Raw genomic sequence first — 21,873 nt, forward strand, 5'->3', positions numbered from 1 at the left:
TAGCCACGATTCGTCAAAGGTACTTGAGCTAGAGCAAAGACATCTTCGTTTTTGCTCGCGACAGACGGCGCATGGATATGCACCCTACGCCCCGCCGATACGCATCGCTCCGCCATTTCGCGGAGGAACTCGAACGACGCGGGCGGTTGAAGCGCATCGCCCGGCCGGTCAGTCTCGTGCACGAGGTGACCGAGATTCACCGGCGCGTGCTGCTGGCCGGCGGGCCGGCTCTTCTGTTCGAGAAGCCCGTGGACGCTTGCGGCCGCGTATCGGACGTCCCTCTGCTGACCAACCTGTTCGGTACCCAGGAGCGGATAGAATGGGGGTTCGGGTTGGAGAGCGGCGGTATCGGCCACCTTGCTGAGACCCTCGCTGCGCTGCGTCATCCGGAGCCACCGAAATCCTTCCGGGACGTGATGGCGAAGGTGCCCCTCCTCACCGCGGCGCTTTCGATGCGGACGAAACAGGTTGCTGAGATCCCGGCGCAGGAAGTCGTTTGGCGGGGGGAGGACATCGATCTTTCGCGGCTGCCGATCCAGTGGTGCTGGCCCGGCGAGCCTGCACCTTTGGTGACCTGGCCCCTGGTGATTACGCGCAGCCCCGATGATCCGTCGGACGTCAATGTCGGCGTCTATCGTATGCAGGTGCTGGGAAAGGACCGGCTCATCATGCGCTGGCTCGCCCATCGCGGCGGCGCCCGTCACCACCGCATGTGGCAGCGGCGCGGGGAGGACATGCCGGTGGCGGTCGTCATCGGCGCCGATCCGGCCATGCTTCTTGCTGCCGTCATGCCACTGCCGGAGGGAATGAGCGAGATCGCGTTCTCGGGCGTCCTTCGCGGGCAGCGCACCCGCAGCGCCTCGGCCCTCACGGTGCCGATCTCCGTTCCGGCGAGCGCGGAGATCGTTCTGGAAGGCCGGGTCTCCGCCACGGATACGGCAGATGAAGGCCCCTATGGAGACCATACCGGCTATTACAACTCGGTGGAGCCGTTCCCCGTCATGACGCTGTCAGCCATCACCAGCCGGCGGGATCCGCTCTATCTCTCGACCTTCACCGGCCGGCCGCCTGACGAGCCTTCCGTGTTGGGGGAGGCGATGATGGAACTCTTCCTGCCGCTCGCAAAGCGGCAGTTCCCGGAGATCGTCGACCTGTGGATGCCGCCGGAGGCCTGTTCCTACAGGGCGATGGTCGTCTCTATCGACAAGCGATACCCCGGACAAGCCCGGCGGATCATGATGGGACTCTGGTCGATGCTGCCGCAGTTCAGCTACACCAAGCTGATCATCGCGGTGGATCCGGACATCAACGTGCGGAGCTGGAGCGATGTGATCTGGGCCCTGTCGACGCGGTTCGACGCGAGCCGCGATCTTCTGGTGATCCGCGACACCCCGATCGATTATCTCGACTTCGCGTCACCCCAGCCGGGGCTCGGGGGGAAACTCGGTCTCGATGCGACCACCAAGCTTCCTCCGGAAACGGATCGGGAGTGGGGGAGGGTTCTGTCCATGCCGCCGGAAATCGTCTCCAAGATGGATGCCCTCTGGGCGGATCTCGGGCTGGAGCAGCGGCCATGAGCAGCTTCAGGGTCGTCATCGGTATCTCGGGAGCGTCCGGCGCTCTGATACCACTCAGGATCATGCGGCTGCTGGCGGAGACGGGCTCGGTGGAAACCCATGTCGTGGTCTCGCCCTCGGCCGAGCGGACGCTCGCCCACGAGGTCGGTGCCGATGGAATGGAGCAGGTCAGGCAAGTTGCGCATCGCATCTACCGGCCCGACGATATCGGTGCGGCGATCGCCAGCGGCTCTTTCCGCACGGAGGGAATGATCATCGCGCCCTGTTCCATGCGCACCCTCGCCGCGGTCTCTGCCGGCACGTCGGACAATCTGCTTCTGAGAGCGGCCGACGTGCACCTGAAGGAGCGCAGGAAGCTCGTTCTGCTGGCGCGGGAGACTCCGCTGCATCTCGGCCATCTGCGTAACATGTGCGCCGTCACGGAAATGGGCGGCATCATCATGCCGCCGGTGCCGGCCTTCTATCATCGGCCGAAGACGGTGGAGGACATCGTCGATCACCTTGCCGCCCGCGCCGTAGACCAGTTGCAACTGCCGATCGTTTCCCGAACGCGGGAATGGGACCCGGACCGCGGCTAGACTAGAAGCCGGCGATCCGCGGCAGCCAGGTGGAAAGGGCGGGAATGAAGGTCACGAGAAGCAGGACCACGAGATAGGCGATGAGGAAGGGCGATATCTCGCGGGTGATTTCGCTGACCCTGATCTTGACGACGGACGACACCACGAAGAGCAGCGCGCCAACGGGCGGCGTGATCAAACCCACCGTGAGGTTCAGGATCACGATCATCGCGAACTGGATCGGGTCGATACCAAGCTGGAAGGAGATGGGGGCGAGGATCGGCACCAGGATCATGACGCCCGGCAGCGGGTCCATGAACATCCCGAACAACAACAGAAGTATGTTGACGGCCAGCAGGAAAACGATCGGGCTGAGGTCCCAGCCGATGATCGTGTCGGCAAGGAACTGCGGAACGCCCTCGATGATCAGCACCCAGGCGAACGCACGGGCGGAAGCGAGGATCAGCAGGATCCCCACGGTAACCATTGCAGAGCGGAAGATGATCTCGGGCAGGTCCTTCACCTTCAGGGACCGGTAGATGAACATGCCGCAGAAGAGTGCGTAGAAGACCGCGATCACGGAGGCTTCGGTGGGCGTGAACCAGCCGAGGCGGATGCCGCCGACGACGATGACGATGAGGGCCAGGGCAGGGACGGCATAGAGCGTGTTCGCCGCCATCTCCTTCACGCTCGGCCGGATGTCCATGGAGCGATAGTTGCGCTTGCGGGAGATGTAGAAGTTCACGACGCACATCGCCGCCGAAATGACCAGGCCCGGAACGACGCCTGCCAGGAATAGGCCGCCCACGGAGACCCGCTGGTCCTGCAGCGCATAGATGATCATGGTGATGGAGGGCGGGATGATGGGATCGACGACCGCGACCGCCGCCGCGAGAGCGGAGGCATACCGCTTGTCGTAGCCGCTCTTTTCCATCATGCGGCTCGACATCGCGCCAGGCCCGGCGGCAGCGGCGAGAGCCGAACCCGAGATTCCGGCAAACAGCGTTGTGGAGATGATGCTCGCATAGCCCAGGCCGCCGCGGGCCCTGCCGACGAACTGGGAGGCCAGTCGCAGGAGATGATGGGTCAGCGCGCCGCCGGTCATCAGTTCAGCCGCGAGAATGAAGAAGGGTACGGCCAGGAGCGGGAAACTGTCCACGCCGGTGAACATCTCCTTGATCACCACGATCTGCGGATAGTTGCTGCCGAGCACGACGGCGAGCCAGGTGGCAATGGCCAGCGTGAAGGCGACCGGCACGCCGAGGGCCAGCAGGATGAAGAACGAGGCGAAGAGGATGATGATCATGGTGTTCCGGCGTCTTCGGCTGGGCGTGATGGGGAGGGTGCGACGTCAACCCGCAACCGGCGGAACGTCTTCCCCTTGCTGGAGAGCGCCCATTCCGCCGAGAAGGTAGGTTCTAAGGACCAGCAGAAGGTGGGCGATAAGCAGCCCGAAACCGATGGGCATGGCGAGGTAGATGTAGCCGAAGGGGATCCTGGTCGACGGCGTCGTCTGGAACATCGTCCGTTCCACATAGATCTTTCCGGCCCAGATCATCGTCAGGAAGAAGGCGATCATGATGAGGGCCACCAGAGCGCGGAGCGCGCGCGCCGATCGCCCGCCCAGCGTGGCCTGCAGATTGTCGATCGCGACAAGACCTCCGTGGCGGAGCGTCAGGCCTGCGCCGATGAAGGTCAGCCAGATCATCAGATGACGCGATACCTCGTCCGACCAGGTGATGGAGTGGTTGGTGAAGTAACGGAGGCACACGTTCAGGAATACGAGAACCGCCATGGCCGACAGAATCCCGATCATCGCCCAGCGATTGGCCTCGACGAAGATCATTTCCGCCTTGCGTATCAGCATTTTCCGGTCTCCCGTCGGAAGGAGCCCCGCAATCCTGCGAGGCCCCTCGAAGATCATTTCGTGGCGATGATCTGGTCGATCAGGTCCTTGGAGAAGGTCTCGTAGTACTGGTCGTACGCGGCCTGGATCGCCTTCTGGAACTGCGCCTTCTGCTCGTCGCTTAGCACGTTCACCTGCATCCCCGCCTGCTTGGCGGTTTCCACGCCGTTCTTCTCGGAGTTGTCGACGAAGGCGCGCATGGCTTCCTTGCCCTTGAGCGCTCCGTCAGCGAAGATCTTCTTGTCCTCTTCCGACAGGCTGTCCCAGAAGGTAGGCGAGACGATCAGCATGGCGGGGGAATAGACGTGTCCCGAAACCGTCAGGTACTTCTGCACTTCCCAGAGCTTGGCTGACACGATGACCGACAGGGGGTTTTCCTGTCCGTCGATGGCGCCCTGCTGCAGAGCGGGAATGACCTCCGGCCACGACATCGGCGTGGGGGCGGCACCAGCCGTCTCGAAGGCGGTGATGTGGACGGGATTTTCCATGGTCCGGATCTTCAGGCCGGCAAGATCCTCGGGCTTCTCGATGGGCTGGCGGTTATTGGTAATGTGGCGGAAGCCCTGCTCGCCCCAGGCGAGCGCAATCAACTGCCGGTCGGTGAACTTCGAGAGGATGTCCTGGCCGATCGGACCGTCGAGCACGGCACGCGCGTGACCGAGATCGCGGAACAGGAAGGGAATGTCCGTCACGCCGATCTCCGGCACGAAGTTCGACAGTGCGCCCGAGGAAACGACGACGGCCTGGACGCCGGTGCCGAGCTGCAGGCCCTCGATGACCTCGCGCTCGCCGCCCTGAGCGGAGGAGGGGAAGTGCGTGAAGGTGAACCGGCCGCCGCTGGTCTCGGTGACATATTTGTCCCAGCCGTCGGCGGCTGCGCCGTAATGCGATTCCCGCGCCAGGGCGTAAGCGATCTTTACTTCGGTACTCTGGGCAAGAGCGCCGCCGGTCCAAAGAGTGGATGCAGCCAAACCGAGGGCGGCAAAGCGCCCGATGAGTATGTTCATGAATGTTTCCTCCTTCTTCAGACTGCACGTGCAAGGTTTTCGTCGTCCATCCGCGAAAACCGTAGCAGGGTCAAGCTGTCGGACAACCAGAGGAGTACGCTTGATCGGCCGCTGCAGAAATATTTTGCAGTCTGCGTGGAATAGGAAGGCGCCGCAAGACGTATATCAGGGCATGAACTCAGGCAGAGACCCCTTCGACGTCATAGGCCAGTTGGCCGCGCTCCGGCGCTACGCTCGCTCGCTCGCACGCGACGGCGACGAGGCGGAGGATCTCGTTCATGACGCGCTGGTCCGGGCTTACGAGAAGAAACAGACGTTCCGGACGGGCGGGAACCTGAGGAACTGGCTGCTGTCGATCGTCCACAACACCTACATAGACCGGCTTCGGCAATCCCGGTCGCAGCGCCGGAAAGCGGCTGCGGCGGCCGATCTTGCGCAGGCCGATGATTCCTCCAATCCGGAGCATACGGTGCGGCTCCGGCAGCTGCGGGGGGCCTTTTTTCGTCTGCCGGATGAGCAACGGGATGCGCTTCATCTCGTGGCGATCGAAGGACTGTCCTACCAGGAGGCGGCCGAGGCGCTTGGCATACCCATCGGAACGCTGATGTCACGAGTTTCGCGTGCGAGAGAAAAACTGCGGGCTCTCGAGCAGGATTCTGCAGACCTGCGGCGGAACTCCCATCTCAAGGTCATCGGAGGCGGTAAAGATGAAAATGACTGATCCGATCGTTGCCGGAGATCTTGATGCCTATATCGACGACCAGCTTGATGTCGGCAGGCGGATCGAGGTCGAGGCGTACCTTTCCGAGCATCCCGAGGCTGCCGCCCGCGTCATGGCCGATCTCCGCGTGAGGGGAGAGCTGCGGCTGGCGCTTGCGCGCAACGACGTCCACGGCCGAGCCGAAACCCGCGAGGCCGCGCGCCGCCTCCAGGGTGCCCTTTCCAACCGGCGGCTCTTCAGGGCGATACAGCGAATGGCGGCTGCCGTGGCACTGGTCAGCCTGGGCTGGACGGCCAATGCCTATCTTGAGCCCTTTTCGCCGCGCCAGGTGGTGGCATCGGTGCCTGTACCCGCCTTCGTCGAGGAGGCCGTCCGCGCCCACAGTACGGCGATGCTGCGGGAGCAGATTTCCCGGCGTGCAATATCGGGATTCGATCCCGCGGAGGTTCGGGCGGCGACTGGCATCGTGATGCCGGAGCTTCCGCAGGATTGGGACGTCACGGACATGCAGATCTTTCCGTCCGCCTTCGGGCCGAGCGTCGAGATGGCCATACTCCGTGACGATCAAAGCCGGCTGTCGCTTTTTGCCGTCAGGCCGGGCCGCTTCTCCGTGCAGCCGGTCACGGTCGCTCGCATCGACGGAACGGAGGCATCCTACTGGCAAGCGGGAGAGGTCGCCTATGCGCTCGTCGCGAACGACGGCGATTCCGATATTCAACGGCAGGCGGAACAGCTTGCCAAAAAACTTTACTAACCTGAGGAGAAACGCATGAACACCATCCCGCCCCGCTTCGGCTATCAGGCGGCACAGTCGCAGGCCCTGTTCGACGAGGGGCTGCGCCAGCACATGCTGCGCGTCTACAACTACATGGGCCTCGGGCTCGTTGTCACCGGCATCGTCGCCTTCATCGTCGGCAACACCCCGGCGCTCTACGTGCCGATCTTCCAGTCGCCGCTCAAGTGGGTGGTAATGCTGGCGCCGCTCGCCTTCGTCTTCTTCTTCTCGTTCCGCATCCAGACGATGTCGGCATCGACCGCGCAGATGACCTTCTGGGCTTTCTGCGCCGTCATGGGCCTGTCGCTCGCCTCGGTCTTCCTCGTCTTCACCGGCGCGAGCATCGCCCGCACCTTCTTCATCGCCGCCACGATGTTCGGCGCCACGAGCCTCTACGGTTACGTCACCAAGCGTGACCTGTCGAAGTTCGGCTCCTTCCTGATCATGGGCCTGATCGGCGTCGTCATCGCATCCGTCGTGAATATCTTTCTCGGGTCGAGCGCGCTGCAGTTCGCCATCTCGGTGATCGGGATCGTCGTGTTCGTCGGCCTGACGGCCTGGGACACGCAGAACATCAAGGAACAGTATGCGGAGAACTTCGACCAGGAAGCGCAGCAGAAGATCGCCGTCTTCGGTGCGCTGTCGCTCTACCTGAACTTCGTCAACATCTTCCAGCTGCTGCTCAACTTCACAGGCGAACGCGAAGGCTGATCGATCCGGAGAAGAGATTGAAGACGGCGCGGCGCTCCCGCGCCGTCTTTGCGTTCAGCAGCCGGTAACGATCCGACCTCTGCCTTATTTCCATCGTCTCCACCCGGTCTATAGTGCGGCTGTTCGAACCTGTCCGAGAGGGAGCCTGGATGACGCAGAAAAAGGTGCTGGTGGTTGGCGGAGCCGGCTATATCGGCTCGCATACATGCCTCGTGCTCGCGGAGCGCGGCTATCAGCCGATCGTCTTCGACAATCTCTCGAATGGCCATGCGGAGTTCGTGCGATGGGGGCCGCTGGAGGAAGGGGACATCCGCGACCGGCAGCGGCTCGACGAGGTTTTCGCAAAGCATCGGCCCGACGCCGTCCTGCATTTCGCTGCGCTGATCGAGGTCGGCGAATCCGTCAGGGATCCGGCTGCCTTCTACGACAACAACGTCACCGGCGCTCTCACGCTGCTCGGCGCCGCGCTTTCCGCAGGCTTGGATGCCTTCGTGTTCTCATCCACCTGCGCCACCTATGGCCTGCCTGAGCGGGTGCCGATGGATGAAACCCACCGGCAGGCGCCGATCAACCCCTACGGGCGCACCAAGTGGATCATCGAGCAGGCGCTGAAGGACTATGATCGCTACAAGGGGCTGCGTTCGGTCATGCTGCGCTACTTCAATGCGGCCGGGGCCGATCCGCAGGGGCGGATCGGGGAATGGCATACGCCGGAAACGCATGCCGTCCCGCTTGCCATCGAGGCGGCTCTCGGTCGTCGGGACGGTTTCAAGGTGTTCGGCAACGACTATGACACGCGGGACGGCACCTGTGTCCGCGACTACATCCATGTCCTCGACCTCGCAGATGCCCATGTTCGTGCGGTCGACTACCTCCTCGGAGGTGGCGAAACGGTCGAACTGAATCTGGGAACCGGAACAGGCACCACGGTGAAGGAACTGGTCGGTGCCATTTCCGAAGTGTCCGGACGGCCGTTTTCGGTCGAATATGTCGGACGGCGAGACGGCGACTCCACCTCCCTCGTTGCCAACAACGACAAGGCGCGCGAGGTACTGGGCTGGCAGCCGCAATACGGTCTCGGAGACATCATCCGCTCGGCCTGGAACTGGCATAGCCGCACCAATCATGGCAGCGGCTGAAATAAATGTTAACGATCCGTTATCTGCCTCCTTTGGATCATTCTGCCATCACAATCGTTCCCTCCAACTGAAAATCGCATGTGCTCCTCTGGGCGCGTGCGGGGGCGTTTAACAAGGAGACTACAGATGAAGAAGTTTATCGCGTCCGTTCTTTCTGCGACCATGGCATCGGCAGGCGCTTCGGCGGCCCTGGCGGCCGACGCCGTGCGTTATGAGGATCCGGCGCCTGTCTACGAGATGGACGCCCGCAACGGTGTGAAGATCGGCTACCTCACCTGCGATATCGGCGGCGGTGTCGGCTACGTATTGGGATCGGCCAAGGAGGTAAGTTGCGTCTTCACCTCCACGGACGGCGAGAGCCGGGATGCCTATACCGGCGCCATCCGCAAGATGGGAATCGACCTCGGCTTCACCACGCGCGGCAGGATGGTATGGGCCGTCTTCGCGCCTACGGCAGGCTACCACACGGGATCGCTCGGCGGCCTCTACCAGGGTGCGACGGCCGAGGCCACCGTGGGCGCCGGCATCGGCGCCAACATCCTCATCGGCGGTACGTCCGGATCCATCCATTTGCAGACGGTCAGCGTCCAGGGACAACTGGGCCTCAATGTCGCCGCGACGGGGACCTCCATGACCCTCACGCCCGCCGGCTGACCGGCTGGCCAGTTATAAGCCTTGGGAGTGGCCATCCGGAGGGCCATTCCCAAGGCTGGTTCGGATTCCGGTGACGGCCGGAATCATTTCTCCGGCACCACGTCGCGACTAACGTCCTCTTCGGGTTGAGTCTGCAGCCGATCCGGGGTATTCGCCCCCTTTCTTATGAGCAAGCTCTGAGGTTCGGCGTGGCCAGCGGCATCCAGACCCCCTACTATCTGATCGACAAGTCCAAGTTGCTCCGCAACATGGAGAAGATCGCCCATGTGCGCGAAGCGTCCGGTGCAAAGGCGCTGCTCGCGCTGAAATGCTTTGCCACCTGGTCCGTGTTCGACTTCATGCGCGACTACATGGACGGCACGACCTCCTCGTCCTTGAACGAGGTCCGCCTCGGCCACGAGCGGTTTGGCAAGGAAACGCATGCCTACTCCGTCGCCTATGCCGACTACGAGATCGACGAGGTGGTCAGCCATGCGGACAAGATCATCTTCAATTCGATCGGCCAGTTGCAGCGTTTCGAGAGCCAGTCCTCCGGCATCGTGCGTGGCCTGCGCCTGAACCCGGGGGTGTCGTCGTCCAGCTTCGATCTTGCCGACCCGGCCCGACCCTTCTCGCGGCTCGGTGAATGGGACGTCTCGAAGGTCGAGCCGATCATGGACATGATCACCGGCTTCATGATCCACAACAACTGCGAGAACAAGGATTTCGGTCTCTTCGACCGCATGCTTGGTCAGATCGAGGAGAGGTTCGGGTCCCTGCTGGCAAGGGCGGAGTGGGTGAGCCTCGGCGGCGGCATCCATTTCACCGGCGAGGACTATCCGATCGACAGCTTCGTTGAGCGTCTGAAGCGCTTTGCGGGTGACCATGGCGTCCAGGTCTACCTGGAACCGGGCGAGGCCTCGATCACCAAGTCGACCACGCTCGAAGTGACGGTGCTCGACAGACTTTACAACGGCAAGGATCTTGTCGTGGTGGATTCGTCCATCGAAGCGCACATGCTGGATCTTCTCATCTACCGTGAAAGCGCGAAGATCTCCCCTGACCAGGGACCACATCGTTACATGGTCTGCGGCAAATCTTGCCTGGCGGGCGACGTCTTCGGCGAGTTCGATTTCCGGAACGAGTTGAAGGTGGGCGACCGGATCTCCATCCAGGACGCCGCCGGTTATACGATGGTCAAGAAAAACTGGTTCAACGGCGTGAAAATGCCGGCAATCGCCATCCGGGAACTGGATGGCAGCATCAGATCGGTGCGCGAGTTCAGCTACGCGGACTACGAACAAAGCCTCTCCTGAGGCTTCTGACGATTGGACACAAGGAGTTGGTCCCCATCATGAAGAAGAACGTCCTCATCATCGGCGCCGGCGGCGTCGCCCAGGTGGTGGCGCACAAGTGCGCCCAGAACAACGACGTGCTGGGCGATATTCATATCGCATCGCGCACCAGGTCGAAGTGCGACGCCATCATCGCCTCCGTCCACGAGAAGAAGGCGATGAAGCAGCCGGGCGTGCTGGAAGCGCATGCGCTGGATGCGCTCGACATCGAGGCAACCAAGGATCTGATCCGCAAGACGAAGTCCGAGATCGTCATCAATGTCGGCACCGCCTTTCTCAACATGTCGGTGCTGCGCGCCTGCATGGATACGGGCGTCGCCTATATCGATACCGCGATCCACGAAGAGCCGAACAAGATCTGCGAAACGCCGCCGTGGTACGGAAACTATGAATGGAAGCGGGCCGCAGAGTGCGAGGAGAAGGGCATCACCGCCATCCTCGGCGCGGGCTTCGACCCCGGCGTCGTCAATGCCTATGCCCGCCTTGCGAAGGACGAATACCTCGACAAGGTGACGGACGTCGATATCGTCGACATCAACGCCGGCAGTCATGGGAAGTACTTCGCCACGAACTTCGACCCGGAGATCAATTTCCGGGAGTTCACCGGCGTGGTCTATTCTTGGCAGGGTGGCGAATGGAAGGTCAACAAGATGTTCGAGATCGGCAAGGACTACGACCTGCCGGTCGTCGGTACGCGCCGCGCCTATCTCTGCGGCCATGACGAGGTCCACTCGCTGGCAAAGAACATGGACGGAGCGGACGTCCGTTTCTGGATGGGCTTCGGCGACCACTACATCAACGTGTTCACGGTGCTGAAGAACATCGGCCTTCTTTCGGAGCAGCCGGTGAAGCTGGCGGATGGTTCGGAAGTGGTGCCGCTCAAGGTCGTCAAGGCGTGCCTGCCCGATCCGGCTTCGCTCGCGCCCGATTACGAAGGCAAGACCTGCATCGGCGACTTCGTGAAGGGCATCAAGGATGGCAAGGAGCGGACGGTGTTCATCTATAATGTCGCCGACCACAAGGAAGCCTACAACGAAGTCGGCAGCCAGGGCATTTCCTATACGGCGGGCGTGCCGCCGGTCGCCGCCGCCATGCTCGTGGCGACTGGGGAATGGGATGTGAAGAAGATGGCCAACGTGGAGGAACTGCCGCCGAAGCCGTTCCTCGACATCCTGAACCGGATCGGGCTTCCGACCTGGATCCGGGACGAGCAGGGCGAGCGGCCGCTCACCTTCTCCTGATCTAGCCTCTCTTTAGGAACGCCGCGGGAAACCGCGGCGTTTCTCATTTCGCGCCGAGCCAGTCGTTGAGTTCGGCTTCCGCCCGTTCCAGCGCGCTGTAATTGATGAGCTTGCGCAGAAGCGCCACGGCCACGGCGCGGCTGCGCAGGTTGTAGCGGCCCTCCTCGCCGTCGTCGCCCACGCGCTGATAGACGTTGAGCTTCTCGTAGAGCTGCTGCAGGCGGTTCTGCACGCTGCGCAGCGACAGGTTGTGGCGCCTGGCGATCATCCGGTCCGTCAGCCCGAGCGCGATGTCGATCAGGATCTCGTACTCGACATCGGTAAAGCCATTGATGTGGCCGAGGCTTTTCTGCTGCATGCCACGCACTTCGCGGTCAATGACGCATTGCGCCTCCATAAAGATGCTGCGCAGCGCCAGCCGCAACCGGTCGTCGGAGGCCGACTTGAGGACGTAGCCATAGGCCGCCCCTTCCGGCACGATCCGCGAGACCCCTCGCACATAGGCTTCGTCCGCATAATTGGACCAGAACAGGATGCGGGTATCGGGCCGCTCCTTCCAGATCGTACGGGCAGCCTCGATGCCGTTGCGCTCCGGCATCTGCAGGTCCATGACGATATGGGCGGAGCGGTGCTGGCGGGCGAGGCTTTCGCCGACACGGCCGTTCTCGGCCTCCAGTACGGTGTCACATTCCGGAAGCGCGGCGCGCACGGCATCGTGCAGGTAGGAGCGGTGCAGGGGGTCGTCTTCGACGATGAGGATTTCCATCGGTCTCTCTATTGATCCTTGCGCCGGCCGGCGCGGCGAAGCGGCAGGGTGACTTTGACGCCGGTGCCGGGACCATCGGCACTGTTGCCGATCTCGAAGCGGGCGCCGATCAGCCGGGCGCGCGTGCGCATGTTGTCGATGCCATGACCGATCCGCTCGTGCGGATCGCCGATGCCGGTGCCGTCGTCGGTCACGGTGATGACGACCTCGCTGTAGCCACAGTGGAGCTGAACTTCGACCCGTGACGGCTGGGCGTGACGGATGGCATTGTTGACGGCCTCCTGAACGATGCGGAACAGCGCGATCGTGACGGTCTGCTCCAGCGCATCGAGCTTGCCGTCGCCGTCATCGACCACCTGCCAGTCGATCGGCAGGCCGCTGTCTCGGACGGAGCGCTCAAGATGGTTCTCGATGGCCTGAGCGACGCCGAACAGGTGCAGCACCGAAGGCTTGGCTTCCTCGATGATCTGCCGGAGGTCGTGCATGCAGTGCTGCAGGCTGCGGAACAGCGGTTCCAGCGCATCGCCAGGGACATCCGGCAGATGCGTCAGGCGCTCCATGCGCCGCGCGAGCCGCGTGAGATCGGCCAGCGTCTGGTCATGCAGGTCCATGCCGATCCGCTGGCGTTCGGCCTCTAGCGCCTCCGTCAGCTTCAGCGCTCCGAGCCGCAAGCCTTCCTCGCGAGCGCGAGCTTCCGTCTCCACCACGGCAGACCTCTTCGCCTGTTCGGCTGCCCGCAAGGCAAAGAAATAGGGTGCCAGGAGATCCGCGATGGAGCGTGCGTTCTCCACGTCCTGCATCGTGTAAAAATCCGGCTGGTGGCTCGAGCAGCTCAAAGCGCCGATGATGTCGCCCTGCACCCTGAGCGGGACGTGCAGGCGGCTGCGCAAGGAGAGCGCGATGATCGGGCTGGAGAAGGCGCCGTCGAAGTGGAAGCGGGGGTCGTCGCAGGCATTGCCTGAGAGCAGGTGGCCTACCTCCCCGGACAAGAGGCTGCGGATCGGGCTGCCGGTCAGGAGGGCCGGAGGCTGTTTGCTCCAAGCCGTTTCCAGGCCGCTTTCGTAGGCGATGTGGTACTTGCCATCGAGCATCTTGATACAGACGTCCAGATGGTCGTGCGGGATGATGTGGCCGATCTCGACCGCGACCGCCTGGATGATGGAATTGAAATCGAGCTGGCCGGCGAGCAGGCGGGAGATGCCGAGGTAATGATCGAAGAGCGGGCTTCGCGCGGTGTTGAGCATGCGGACGTCCTCCCAGCCGTCGGCGGATCGGGTTGCCGTGGTGCTTCCCACCTGATTAAGCGCCACAGCTTGTCGCTTGTCTTGCGGGATCCCGCATATTTTGCGCGCTGATCCGCATTTCTGTTGCTTGGATGCACCTTTGCAAGAGCAGGCATCTCCTTCATTCTTCTTTTACTGAGCGTGGGAACGCCAGTGCAACATCAATTCGCGGGCTCTTGAGGAGTAGCCCCGTGATGAGCCCGCAGGGCAAGAGGGAGGAATACCATGACCATCAAGAAGATGCTTCTGGCATCCATCGCCATCGTATGCGTAGCCGCACCGTTGTCCGTCTCGGCCGAGACGGCGGATAAGAAGATCGCGCTTTCCAACAACTATGCCGGCAATTCCTGGCGTCAGGCGATGCTCACCAGCTGGGACAAGATTACCAAGGAAGCCGTGAGCAACGGCGTCGTCGCTGCGGCCGATGCGTTCACCACGGCGGAGAACCAGGCGACCGAGCAGGCCGCGCAGATCCAGAACCTCATCCTGCAGGGCTATGATGCCATCGTCATCAACGCCGCATCCCCGACCGCGCTGAACGGCGCGGTGAAGGAGGCCTGTGATGCGGGCATGGTCGTCGTGTCATTCGACGGCATCGTCACCGAGCCCTGCGCCTGGCGCATCGCCGTCGACTTCAAGGCGATGGGCGAGAGCCAGATCGAATACCTCGCTAAGAAGATGCCGGAAGGTGGCAATCTTCTCGAGGTTCGCGGACTTGCAGGCGTCTCGGTGGATGATGAAATCCATGCTGGCATTCAGGCAGGTGTCGAAAAGAACCCGCAGTTCAAGATCGTCGGATCCGTAAACGGTGACTGGGCCCAGGACGTGGCGCAGCGCGCGGTTGCCGGCATCCTGCCAAGCCTGCCCGAAATCAAGGCCGTCGTGACTCAGGGTGGTGACGGCTACGGCGCAGCTCAGGCCTTTGCCGCCGCAAATCGGCCGATCCCGACCATCGTGATGGGCAACCGCGAGGACGAGCTTCTGTGGTGGAAGCAGCAGAAGGATGCCAACGGCTACGAGACCATGTCGGTGTCGATCGCGCCGGGCGTCTCGACGCTCGCTTTCTGGGTCGCTCAGCAGATCCTCGACGGCAAAGATGTGAAGAAGGACCTCGTTGTGCCCTTCCTTCGGATCGACCAGGACAACCTCGAAGCCAATCTCGAAAAGACCGAGAAGGGTGGCGTCGCAAACGTCGAATATTCGCTCGAGGATGCCCAGAAGGTCATCGGCGCGGCCATGTAAGGAGCAAAGCTCCTCCTCCCGAGCTCCGGATGCGGTTCATGCCGAGCCGCGTCCGGTGCTTCCTGTCACAGAACCGCAAGGCAAGACAGCGTCTCCATGAATGAAGCAGTGATGAGAGAAGAGGTGGTGGCCGCCCGCGGCATCAAGGTCGCCTTTGGAGCGGTCAAGGCGCTCGACGGCGCCGATCTGGTGCTCCGGGCAGGCGAATGTGTCGGCCTTGTCGGCCACAACGGCGCCGGCAAGTCGACCATCGTCAACGTCATCAATGGCGGCCTCAGCCCGCAGGAAGGCACTGTCAGCTATGGAGGTGCGGCTGGGTATCATGGCATTGCCGCCGCGCGCGCCAGCGGCGTCCGCTGCGTCTTCCAGGAACTTTCGCTTTGCCCGAACCTGACGGTGACGGAGAACGTGCGCGTCATGCACGGCGACCTCAAGGGCTTCGGCTGGCGACGCAGGGGCCTGTCGTTGGTCTCTGGGCAACTCGACGAGATATTCCCCGGCCACCGCATCGACTGCGACAGCACCGTGGAAGACCTTTCCATCGCCGAGCGCCAGATGGTGGAGATCGCCATCAGCTTCGCGGCGTGTACCGAGCGACCGAGGCTGGTCATCCTCGACGAGCCGACCTCCTCGCTCGATGCGGGGCTGGCGGCGCAGTTGATGACCTATGTCCGGCGCTTCGTGGCGGCGGGCGGATCGGTACTTCTCATCTCGCATATCCTCGGGGAAATCCTTTCCACCTGCGACCGGATCGTCGTGATGAAAGACGGCAAGGTGGTCGCAGACAGGCCGGCAACCGACTTCGATACCCGCCGCTTGGTCGAGACCATGGGCAGCGTGGTGCGCGAACACGGCTTTCAGCGGACGGCGAAGGAGAAGGCCCGCGAGCCGATCCTGTCCATGGAGGCGCGACATGGCTCGCAGCTCGGGCTTCAAGCCTTCAGCGGCGAGATCATCGGCCTCGCCGGGCTTGGCGGTCACGGGCAGACGGAAGCCCTGCTCGATCTCTATTTGTCCGCCAACAGCAACTGGTGGCCGGCGCGCGAGCCCAAGATGGCCTTCGTTGCCGGAGACCGTGCCCTGAACGGAACGTTCTCGTTGTGGAGCATCCGCAGGAACCTCAGCATCTCTTCGCTCAAGGCTCTGTCTTCACGCTCCATGGTCGATCCGGCGCTTGAAGATGGCCTCAGCGACACCTGGAAGAAGCGGATCGAGATCCGCACCCCGGACATGCACAATCCCATTTTATCACTTTCGGGCGGGAACCAGCAGAAGGTACTGTTTGCCCGCGCCCTCGCGACGACTGCACGGATTGTGTTGATGGACGATCCGATGCGTGGCGTCGACGTGGGGACCAAACAGGAAGTCTACGAGATCCTGCGGGCGGAGGCGGCGGCAGGCCGCACGTTCATCTGGTACTCGACCGAGATGGACGAAATCCGGCTTTGCGATCGGGTCTATGTCTTCCGTGACGGTGCGATCGCGGCCGAACTGGTCGGAGACCAGATTACTGAAGCCAATGTTCTGGCGGCGTCGTTCGCCGGAGGGGAGGCGGCATGAGACTGTCATCCGGCACCATCCGCATGATCATCCCGGCTGCATCGCTCGCTGTGCTGCTGGTTGCCGTCTTCTATATGCAGCCGCGGGCGATGAGCTATACCGGCCTCAACCTGCTCTTCAACCTCGCGGTGCCGATCGCGCTCGCCACGATCGCCCAGATGCTCATCATGGCGGTCAACGACCTCGACCTTTCGATGGGTACCTTCGTCAGCTTCACGGCCTGCGTCACGGCGACCTTCCTGCAGTCGTCACCGGCGCTCGGCGTGCTCATCCTGCTTGGAGCTGTCGCGGCCTATGCCCTCATGGGGATCGTCATCTACGTGCGGCAGCTTCCCTCCATCGTGGTCACGCTCGGCATGAGCTTCGTCTGGGGAGGTCTCGCGGTGCTGATGCTGCCATCGCCGGGCGGAGAGGCGCCGGGCTGGGCACGGTGGCTGATGACCTCCAAGCCTCCTTATGTGCCCATGGCGATTGTCGCCAGCATCGTCATTGCGGTTCTAACCCACCTGCTCGTCATGCGCTCCTCGTTCGGCGTGCTGATCCGCGGCGTCGGCGGCAATGCGCGGTCGGTGGAGCGGGCGGGTTGGTCCGTGGTGGGCGTCCGCGCCGCCGCTTACGGCCTTGCGGGCTTCTTCGGCGTCTTGTCCGGCATTGCCCTCGTCGGCCTGACGACCGCGGCAGATGCCAACATCGCGCTTCGCTACACGCTGCTGTCGATCGCCGGTGTCATTCTCGGCGGGGGCGAATTCGTCGGCGGACGCATCTCTCCGATCGGCGCGGTGATCGGCGCATTGACGCTGACACTCGCCGGCTCCTTCCTGTCCTTCATGCGCATCTCGCCGGACTGGCAGATCGGCGCCCAGGGCGCGATCCTGATCGTCGTGCTGGCGCTCCGCCTGCTCCTGAACCGGCTGGAAAAGCGGGAGAACAACCGATGACAGCGACCCGTGCATTGTTCGGCAAGGCCTGGATCTGGTCTTTCGCTGCGACCGCCCTCGTGTGGATCGTCACCGTGCTCTTTACCGGCGGGGCGAGTTCTGTCGGTCTGTCGCAGGCGGCGCTGACGTTTGCCGCCTTCTCCGTCATCGTCGGCATCGGCCAGATGTTCGTCATCACGCTCGGACCCGGCAACATCGATCTTTCGGTGCCGGCCAACATGACGCTGTCCGGCACCCTCGCGCTCAAGCTGATGGACGTGCAGGACGGGATGATCCTCGCCGGTCTTCTCGTCTCGATCCTGATCGGGATCGCGATCGGCGTCTGCAATTTCGCGTTGATCAAGCTGCTGCGCATCCCGCCGATCATCGCGACGCTGTCGATGAGCTTCATCGTGCAGTCGACAGCGATCTGGGCGAACCGCGGCCTGCGCATCAAGCCGCCGGAAACCCTGGCGAGCTTCAGTACCGCCTATACCTTCGGCATCCCGAACGTGGCGCTTGTGGCTCTCCTCCTGTCGTTCGTCGCCTGGGTGCTCCTGGAAAAGACGATCTATGGTCGCTGGATCGCTGCGATCGGCCAGAGTCCCTTCGCTGCCCGGATGGCTGGTATCCCCGTCGACGGCACCCGTTTCGTCACCTATGTGCTCTGCGCCGTGCTGGCTGCGATCTGCGGTTACCTGCTCGCAAGCTTTTCCGGCGGGGCGGCACTCAACATGGGCGCCGAATACCTGCTGATGTCGATCGCCGTCGTCGTGATCGGTGGTACGGCGGTGGCCGGCGGCAACTCCAATGTTCCGGGGATCTGGGGTGCATCGCTCTTCATGTTCCTGGTGGTGTCTATGCTGAACACCTACGGCTTCGGCGCGGGCATCCGCCTCATCCTCACCGGTTTTATCATCATCGCAGTCATCCTGGCCGCCGGCGGAAAGCAGGCGACCCGTTGACCACCTTCCCTCATCCCTCGAACGGGACAGTATCCATGCCGCAGACGAACTCCATCTACGAAATCCATGACGAACGGTTCCGACGGCTGACGGTCGCAAGTTCGGCCCTCGAGGAGCTTTATTCCGGCTGCCGCTGGGCCGAGGGCCCGGTATGGTTCGCCGATACGCAATGCCTGATATTCAGCGATATTCCAAACGAGCGCATGCTGCGCTGGGTGCCGGGAGGCGGCGTCTCGGTCTTTCGCGCTCCCTCCAACTTCGTTAACGGCAATACCCGAGACCGGCAGGGACGGCTCCTTTCCTGCGAGCATGGCGGGCGGCGTGTGGTCCGCACGGAGTTGGACGGCTCGTTGACGGTATTGGCGGACAGGTATCGGGGAAAGCGCCTGAACTCCCCGAACGACGTCGTGGTCCGCTCCGACGACAGCATATGGTTCACCGATCCCACCTACGGGATTATGTCCGATTACGAAGGCTACAAGGCGGAACCCGAGCAGGAAACCCGCAACGTCTACCGCCTGGATCCCAGGACGGGCGAACTGGAGGCGGTGGTCACCGATTTCGGGCAGCCAAACGGCCTGGCCTTTTCTCCCGATGAGACAAAGCTTTACGTCGCCGATTCTGCATCCAGCCACGACGTCAGGGCGCCGCGCCATATCCGCGTCTTCGACGTGATCGACGGGCGCCGGCTGGCCAACGGCCGCGTCTTCTGCGATGTGGACAATGGCCTGCCGGACGGCTTCCGTGTTGACGTGGAGGGCAATGTCTGGACCAGCGCCGGCGACGGCGTGCACTGCTTCTCCCCCGAAGGAAAGCTTCTCGGGAAGATCAGGGTGCCGCAGGTGGTCGCGAACGTCGCCTTCGGGGGCGCGCGCCGCAACTGCCTGTTCATCACGGCGACCCACAGCCTCTACGCGGTCTATCTGGCCGTCAACGGCATCTGAGAGGGAGCCTCATCCAGCATCTTTGCCTCGATGCAGGCGTGCAGGAAGGCTTCGCGGGCTGCCTCTGTCAGTCCAGGGTGCTCGACGGCTTCAGCGCAGAGCACCTTCGCCTGGCGGTAGTGGTCGCCATCGACCGCCGGCCAGCGGTAGTGGAGATAGCTGAGCGCTTCGTGCGGAGTTCTGATGGTTTCCGGAAATCCGTAGCCGATGCGGACACGCACGGGAGTAAGCCAGCGAACGTCGCTGGTCCTGATCATCATGTTCATTGCAGTACCCTGAGTTCGGGCGAATGAACGTGGAGGACGGGAAAAAGTTGCATGCTGCCGGGAAAATTCAAAAGTGTCCGGGTCCGGCGCCGAGGCGCCGGATCCGGTCGGTCCTTGCGCTTACAGGCTGACCTTTTCGTTCTCGCCCATGTCCGGCTTGGCGCTGGAAACGGCGGCGGCAGCCATCTTGATATAGCTCATCACGGTGCCGGGACTATCCCAGTATTCGGCGAAGGACGGCGTGATCTTGAGGACGCGGATGGAAGGGTCTTCCGCACTTTCCCACCAGGCCTTGGCAGGCGTAGACCATATCTCGCGGATCAACTCGCGATCGTTGGAAATCTCCGCGGAGCCGGAGACGGAGACGTATTTCTGTCCCTTGGTGTCGGCGAACGCGAGGCAGACATTGGGCCAGCGGGCAACTTCATCGTCCTTGTGGCTGGCGAGGTCGGTGAGGAAGTAGATGGCGTTGTCATTCTTCTTCGTGTAGGCCGACATGGGACGCGAGCGGATGTCCCGGCCATCCTGGGTTGCCAGCATGCAGAAGCCGATCCGGTCGATGAGTTCCCACACCTTCGCAATGTCGTCGTGATTGGACATGGAATGATCTCCTTTGATTGAGATCAGGAGAAACCCCCGGCGTGGCGACCGGTTCCCCTTCATCCCATACAACTCCCCCGTGAACGTCTCGTTCAGCAATTGCTGATACCGTTACTGGAGGGTGGAGTGTGCGGTATGCGTGAGTTTCTAAGAAGCCGTGCGGGCAAACAGTTCTTGTTCGCCTGCCTTGCTGCATTTGTTCTGTGGGGTGCAGCGTTCACCTTCAGGAGCGAGATCGTCGAGCAACTGCGCGCCATCAGCGGCGACAAGGCTGTGATCCTGCTTATTACGGCCAACGTCGCAGGCTTGATCAGCTTCGTCTACTCCGTCCTTCGCATCCTCGACATGAAGAACGAGATGCTTCGGCGCCGCGAGGCGGAACGGCGTGCGGACTATATCGCAACTCATGATCATCTGACGAAGCTGCCCAACCGGTATGCGTTCGATCGGCAGGGCCTTTGCGCGGTCGCGTCGCCGGCGGTCGATGACGAAGAGGCCGTAGCTTCCTCTGCAACAGTCTATTCCATAGATCTGGACGGCTTCAAGAAAGTCAACGACCTCATGGGGCACCAGGGTGGGGATGCCCTGCTCAAGGAGGTCGCGCGGCGGATTTGCGCGCTGGCGGAGCAGGACTGCGTCTTCCGGTTCGGCGGCGACGAATTCATCGCGATCGGCAGGAACCTGACGCGGGAGAAGGAGGAGCGGTTCGCGCAGTTGCTCATCCAATCCATCACCCGGCCCGTTAGGATCGGCAGCCTTACCGCCGAAGTGGGGGCCAGCATCGGCTATGCGCGCTTGCCGGATCATGGTGCCACGCTGGAGGAGGTCTCGCATGTTTCCGACATCGCTCTTTATGAGGCCAAGAGCCGAGGTCCCAACAACTACATTCTGTTCGAACCGGAGATGCAGGCGAAAGTGGCCCGAAGGGCGAAGCTCGAAGGTGAGCTCCGCCGCGCGATCGATCAGGATCGGCTCGCTGTTCACTATCAGCCGCTCGTCGATCTGAGGACGGGAGACGTCTGCGGCTTCGAAGCCCTCGCACGCTGGACGAATGAGGATGGCGAGCAGGTGCCGCCCAACGTCTTCATCCCCCTGGCCGAGGAGACCGGGCTGATCACCTTGCTGTTCCAGCAACTCCTGCGCCAGGCCTGCGAAGCGGCAAAATCCTGGTCCGACGAGATGGTTCTTTCCTTCAACCTGTCACCCGTGCAGATGGAGGATCGGATGCTTCCCGCCCGTATCCTGGATATTCTCGGGAAGGCGGGCCTGCCGCCTCAAAGACTGGAGATCGAGATCACCGAAAACGCGCTCATCGCGGATCCTGCCCTGGCGGAACAGATCATGCAAAGCCTGAACGCGGCCGGCATCCAGATCGCGCTCGACGACTTCGGCACCGGATACTCCAACCTTTCGCAGCTTGCCCGCTTCCGCTTCGACAAGATCAAGATCGACAAGAGCTTCGTGGCGACCTGCGGCAAGGATGAGCGATCGGAGAAGATCATCCAGGCAATGCTGAGCCTCAGCCGCAGCCTCCATGCCCGGACGACCGTGGAAGGAGTGGAGGACTATGGGCAGCTTGCCCATTTCGTCAGTCATGGCTGCGATATCGGCCAGGGCTATTTCTTTGGAAAGCCTATACCCGCGGAAGAGGTTCCGGGTTTTCTGCGGAGACGGGAACGGGTGCTCAGCACAGCCTAGGTGCAGCCCG

The 21,873-nt window shown here is 62.5% G+C and carries 22 protein-coding genes; 15 read left to right on the forward strand and 7 right to left on the reverse strand.

Annotated elements, in window-relative coordinates:
• Nucleotides 1-71 precede the first annotated feature (71 nt).
• The gene (locus RTCK_RS10140; protein WP_142592721.1) at nt 72-1,577 is read left to right on the forward strand and encodes a UbiD family decarboxylase; all 1,506 of its coding nucleotides are present in this window, start codon (nt 72-74) and stop codon (nt 1,575-1,577) included.
• Nucleotides 1,574-2,155 carry a UbiX family flavin prenyltransferase gene (locus RTCK_RS10145; RefSeq protein ID WP_142592722.1) on the forward strand — a complete coding sequence of 194 codons (582 nt, stop codon included), beginning with the start codon at nt 1,574-1,576 and terminating at the stop codon, nt 2,153-2,155. Before RTCK_RS10140 ends, RTCK_RS10145 begins: the two co-directional genes overlap by 4 nt.
• A 1-nt stretch (nt 2,156) precedes the next feature.
• Here RTCK_RS10145 and RTCK_RS10150 read toward each other — a convergent pair whose 3' ends face one another.
• From RTCK_RS10150 to RTCK_RS10160, 3 genes are read right to left on the reverse strand one after another with little or no spacing between them, the layout of a single operon-like run.
• Nucleotides 2,157-3,440, reverse strand: coding sequence for a TRAP transporter large permease (locus RTCK_RS10150; protein WP_142592723.1), 1,284 nt, complete (start codon nt 3,438-3,440; stop codon nt 2,157-2,159).
• Nucleotides 3,441-3,485: 45 nt separating this feature from the next.
• Nucleotides 3,486-4,001 (reverse strand): TRAP transporter small permease, encoded by a 516-nt coding sequence (locus RTCK_RS10155; protein WP_211181453.1) that lies wholly within the window; start codon nt 3,999-4,001, stop codon nt 3,486-3,488.
• 53 nt (nt 4,002-4,054) lie between these two features.
• Nucleotides 4,055-5,047, reverse strand: a complete 993-nt coding sequence (locus tag RTCK_RS10160) for a TRAP transporter substrate-binding protein (protein ID WP_142592724.1) — start codon at nt 5,045-5,047, stop codon at nt 4,055-4,057.
• 172 nt (nt 5,048-5,219) lie between these two features.
• Between RTCK_RS10160 and RTCK_RS10165 the strand changes: the two genes are divergently transcribed.
• The 7 genes from RTCK_RS10165 to RTCK_RS10195 all read left to right on the forward strand — a co-directional run bounded on the left by RTCK_RS10165 (nt 5,220) and on the right by RTCK_RS10195 (nt 11,622).
• The gene (locus tag RTCK_RS10165; RefSeq protein ID WP_142592725.1) at nt 5,220-5,768 is read left to right on the forward strand and encodes a sigma-70 family RNA polymerase sigma factor; all 549 of its coding nucleotides are present in this window, start codon (nt 5,220-5,222) and stop codon (nt 5,766-5,768) included.
• Complete coding sequence (locus tag RTCK_RS10170; RefSeq protein ID WP_142592726.1) at nt 5,755-6,522, forward strand: anti-sigma factor family protein; 768 nt, start codon at nt 5,755-5,757, stop codon at nt 6,520-6,522. The genes RTCK_RS10165 and RTCK_RS10170 overlap by 14 nt, the downstream gene beginning before the upstream one ends.
• A 15-nt stretch (nt 6,523-6,537) precedes the next feature.
• Nucleotides 6,538-7,254 carry a Bax inhibitor-1/YccA family protein gene (locus RTCK_RS10175; RefSeq protein WP_142519527.1) on the forward strand — a complete coding sequence of 239 codons (717 nt, stop codon included), beginning with the start codon at nt 6,538-6,540 and terminating at the stop codon, nt 7,252-7,254.
• 149 nt (nt 7,255-7,403) lie between these two features.
• On the forward strand, nt 7,404-8,393 hold the full coding sequence (gene galE / locus RTCK_RS10180; RefSeq protein WP_142592727.1) for a UDP-glucose 4-epimerase GalE: 990 nt from the start codon (nt 7,404-7,406) through the stop codon (nt 8,391-8,393).
• Nucleotides 8,394-8,519: 126 nt separating this feature from the next.
• Entirely contained in the window at nt 8,520-9,047 is a 528-nt protein-coding gene (locus tag RTCK_RS10185) for a DUF992 domain-containing protein (protein WP_142519529.1), read from the forward strand.
• Nucleotides 9,048-9,295: 248 nt separating this feature from the next.
• Nucleotides 9,296-10,342 (forward strand): carboxynorspermidine decarboxylase, encoded by a 1,047-nt coding sequence (locus tag RTCK_RS10190; RefSeq protein WP_142522786.1) that lies wholly within the window; start codon nt 9,296-9,298, stop codon nt 10,340-10,342.
• A 38-nt stretch (nt 10,343-10,380) separates the two neighbouring features.
• The gene (locus RTCK_RS10195) at nt 10,381-11,622 is read left to right on the forward strand and encodes a saccharopine dehydrogenase family protein (protein ID WP_142519530.1); all 1,242 of its coding nucleotides are present in this window, start codon (nt 10,381-10,383) and stop codon (nt 11,620-11,622) included.
• A gap of 43 nt (nt 11,623-11,665) precedes the next feature.
• On the opposite strand, the gene RTCK_RS10200 is transcribed toward RTCK_RS10195, so the two are convergent.
• The gene (locus tag RTCK_RS10200; RefSeq protein ID WP_142519531.1) at nt 11,666-12,388 is read right to left on the reverse strand and encodes a response regulator transcription factor; all 723 of its coding nucleotides are present in this window, start codon (nt 12,386-12,388) and stop codon (nt 11,666-11,668) included.
• An 8-nt stretch (nt 12,389-12,396) separates the two neighbouring features.
• Complete coding sequence (locus tag RTCK_RS10205) at nt 12,397-13,632, reverse strand: GAF domain-containing sensor histidine kinase (RefSeq protein ID WP_142519532.1); 1,236 nt, start codon at nt 13,630-13,632, stop codon at nt 12,397-12,399.
• A gap of 264 nt (nt 13,633-13,896) precedes the next feature.
• Here RTCK_RS10205 and RTCK_RS10210 point away from each other — a divergent pair, with 264 nt between their 5' ends.
• The 5 genes from RTCK_RS10210 to RTCK_RS10230 all read left to right on the forward strand — a co-directional run bounded on the left by RTCK_RS10210 (nt 13,897) and on the right by RTCK_RS10230 (nt 19,299).
• Nucleotides 13,897-14,913: an ABC transporter substrate-binding protein gene (locus tag RTCK_RS10210; protein ID WP_142519533.1), complete on the forward strand. Its 1,017-nt coding sequence runs from the start codon at nt 13,897-13,899 to the stop codon at nt 14,911-14,913.
• 96 nt (nt 14,914-15,009) lie between these two features.
• Nucleotides 15,010-16,473 carry a sugar ABC transporter ATP-binding protein gene (locus RTCK_RS10215; RefSeq protein WP_142592728.1) on the forward strand — a complete coding sequence of 488 codons (1,464 nt, stop codon included), beginning with the start codon at nt 15,010-15,012 and terminating at the stop codon, nt 16,471-16,473.
• A complete protein-coding gene (locus RTCK_RS10220; protein ID WP_142519535.1) occupies nt 16,470-17,411 on the forward strand; it encodes an ABC transporter permease in 942 nt (313 codons plus the stop codon). The genes RTCK_RS10215 and RTCK_RS10220 overlap by 4 nt, the downstream gene beginning before the upstream one ends.
• Nucleotides 17,408-18,355, forward strand: coding sequence for an ABC transporter permease (locus RTCK_RS10225; protein ID WP_142519536.1), 948 nt, complete (start codon nt 17,408-17,410; stop codon nt 18,353-18,355). The genes RTCK_RS10220 and RTCK_RS10225 overlap by 4 nt, the downstream gene beginning before the upstream one ends.
• 35 nt (nt 18,356-18,390) lie before the next feature.
• Nucleotides 18,391-19,299, forward strand: coding sequence for an SMP-30/gluconolactonase/LRE family protein (locus tag RTCK_RS10230; RefSeq protein ID WP_142592729.1), 909 nt, complete (start codon nt 18,391-18,393; stop codon nt 19,297-19,299).
• Here the strand turns inward: RTCK_RS10230 and RTCK_RS10235 are convergent.
• The gene (locus RTCK_RS10235; protein WP_142592730.1) at nt 19,275-19,565 is read right to left on the reverse strand and encodes a DUF982 domain-containing protein; all 291 of its coding nucleotides are present in this window, start codon (nt 19,563-19,565) and stop codon (nt 19,275-19,277) included. The two genes, RTCK_RS10230 and RTCK_RS10235, sit on opposite strands and share 25 nt — an antisense overlap.
• A 120-nt stretch (nt 19,566-19,685) precedes the next feature.
• Nucleotides 19,686-20,165 (reverse strand): pyridoxamine 5'-phosphate oxidase family protein, encoded by a 480-nt coding sequence (locus tag RTCK_RS10240; protein ID WP_142592731.1) that lies wholly within the window; start codon nt 20,163-20,165, stop codon nt 19,686-19,688.
• 135 nt (nt 20,166-20,300) lie between these two features.
• Here RTCK_RS10240 and RTCK_RS10245 point away from each other — a divergent pair, with 135 nt between their 5' ends.
• Entirely contained in the window at nt 20,301-21,863 is a 1,563-nt protein-coding gene (locus RTCK_RS10245) for a putative bifunctional diguanylate cyclase/phosphodiesterase (RefSeq protein ID WP_142592732.1), read from the forward strand.
• The last annotated feature ends 10 nt before the right edge of the window (nt 21,864-21,873 follow it).

It is taken from the genome of Pseudorhizobium endolithicum (assembly GCF_902153245.2).
Lineage (GTDB): Bacteria > Pseudomonadota > Alphaproteobacteria > Rhizobiales > Rhizobiaceae > Neorhizobium > Neorhizobium endolithicum.

Excerpts from the sequence above, each read along its gene's own strand:
- RTCK_RS10140 (WP_142592721.1), top strand. The coding sequence starts at position 72 with ATGGATATGCACCCTACGCCCCGCCGATACGCATCGCTCCGCCATTTC.
- RTCK_RS10145 (WP_142592722.1), top strand. The coding sequence starts at position 1,574 with ATGAGCAGCTTCAGGGTCGTCATCGGTATCTCGGGAGCGTCCGGCGCT.
- RTCK_RS10150 (WP_142592723.1), bottom strand. The coding sequence starts at position 3,440 with ATGATCATCATCCTCTTCGCCTCGTTCTTCATCCTGCTGGCCCTCGGC.
- RTCK_RS10155 (WP_211181453.1), bottom strand. The coding sequence starts at position 4,001 with ATGCTGATACGCAAGGCGGAAATGATCTTCGTCGAGGCCAATCGCTGG.
- RTCK_RS10160 (WP_142592724.1), bottom strand. The coding sequence starts at position 5,047 with ATGAACATACTCATCGGGCGCTTTGCCGCCCTCGGTTTGGCTGCATCC.
- RTCK_RS10165 (WP_142592725.1), top strand. The coding sequence starts at position 5,220 with ATGAACTCAGGCAGAGACCCCTTCGACGTCATAGGCCAGTTGGCCGCG.
- RTCK_RS10170 (WP_142592726.1), top strand. The coding sequence starts at position 5,755 with ATGAAAATGACTGATCCGATCGTTGCCGGAGATCTTGATGCCTATATC.
- RTCK_RS10175 (WP_142519527.1), top strand. The coding sequence starts at position 6,538 with ATGAACACCATCCCGCCCCGCTTCGGCTATCAGGCGGCACAGTCGCAG.
- galE (WP_142592727.1), top strand. The coding sequence starts at position 7,404 with ATGACGCAGAAAAAGGTGCTGGTGGTTGGCGGAGCCGGCTATATCGGC.
- RTCK_RS10185 (WP_142519529.1), top strand. The coding sequence starts at position 8,520 with ATGAAGAAGTTTATCGCGTCCGTTCTTTCTGCGACCATGGCATCGGCA.
- RTCK_RS10190 (WP_142522786.1), top strand. The coding sequence starts at position 9,296 with ATGGAGAAGATCGCCCATGTGCGCGAAGCGTCCGGTGCAAAGGCGCTG.
- RTCK_RS10195 (WP_142519530.1), top strand. The coding sequence starts at position 10,381 with ATGAAGAAGAACGTCCTCATCATCGGCGCCGGCGGCGTCGCCCAGGTG.
- RTCK_RS10200 (WP_142519531.1), bottom strand. The coding sequence starts at position 12,388 with ATGGAAATCCTCATCGTCGAAGACGACCCCCTGCACCGCTCCTACCTG.
- RTCK_RS10205 (WP_142519532.1), bottom strand. The coding sequence starts at position 13,632 with ATGCTCAACACCGCGCGAAGCCCGCTCTTCGATCATTACCTCGGCATC.
- RTCK_RS10210 (WP_142519533.1), top strand. The coding sequence starts at position 13,897 with ATGACCATCAAGAAGATGCTTCTGGCATCCATCGCCATCGTATGCGTA.
- RTCK_RS10215 (WP_142592728.1), top strand. The coding sequence starts at position 15,010 with ATGAATGAAGCAGTGATGAGAGAAGAGGTGGTGGCCGCCCGCGGCATC.
- RTCK_RS10220 (WP_142519535.1), top strand. The coding sequence starts at position 16,470 with ATGAGACTGTCATCCGGCACCATCCGCATGATCATCCCGGCTGCATCG.
- RTCK_RS10225 (WP_142519536.1), top strand. The coding sequence starts at position 17,408 with ATGACAGCGACCCGTGCATTGTTCGGCAAGGCCTGGATCTGGTCTTTC.
- RTCK_RS10230 (WP_142592729.1), top strand. The coding sequence starts at position 18,391 with ATGCCGCAGACGAACTCCATCTACGAAATCCATGACGAACGGTTCCGA.
- RTCK_RS10235 (WP_142592730.1), bottom strand. The coding sequence starts at position 19,565 with ATGAACATGATGATCAGGACCAGCGACGTTCGCTGGCTTACTCCCGTG.
- RTCK_RS10240 (WP_142592731.1), bottom strand. The coding sequence starts at position 20,165 with ATGTCCAATCACGACGACATTGCGAAGGTGTGGGAACTCATCGACCGG.
- RTCK_RS10245 (WP_142592732.1), top strand. The coding sequence starts at position 20,301 with ATGCGTGAGTTTCTAAGAAGCCGTGCGGGCAAACAGTTCTTGTTCGCC.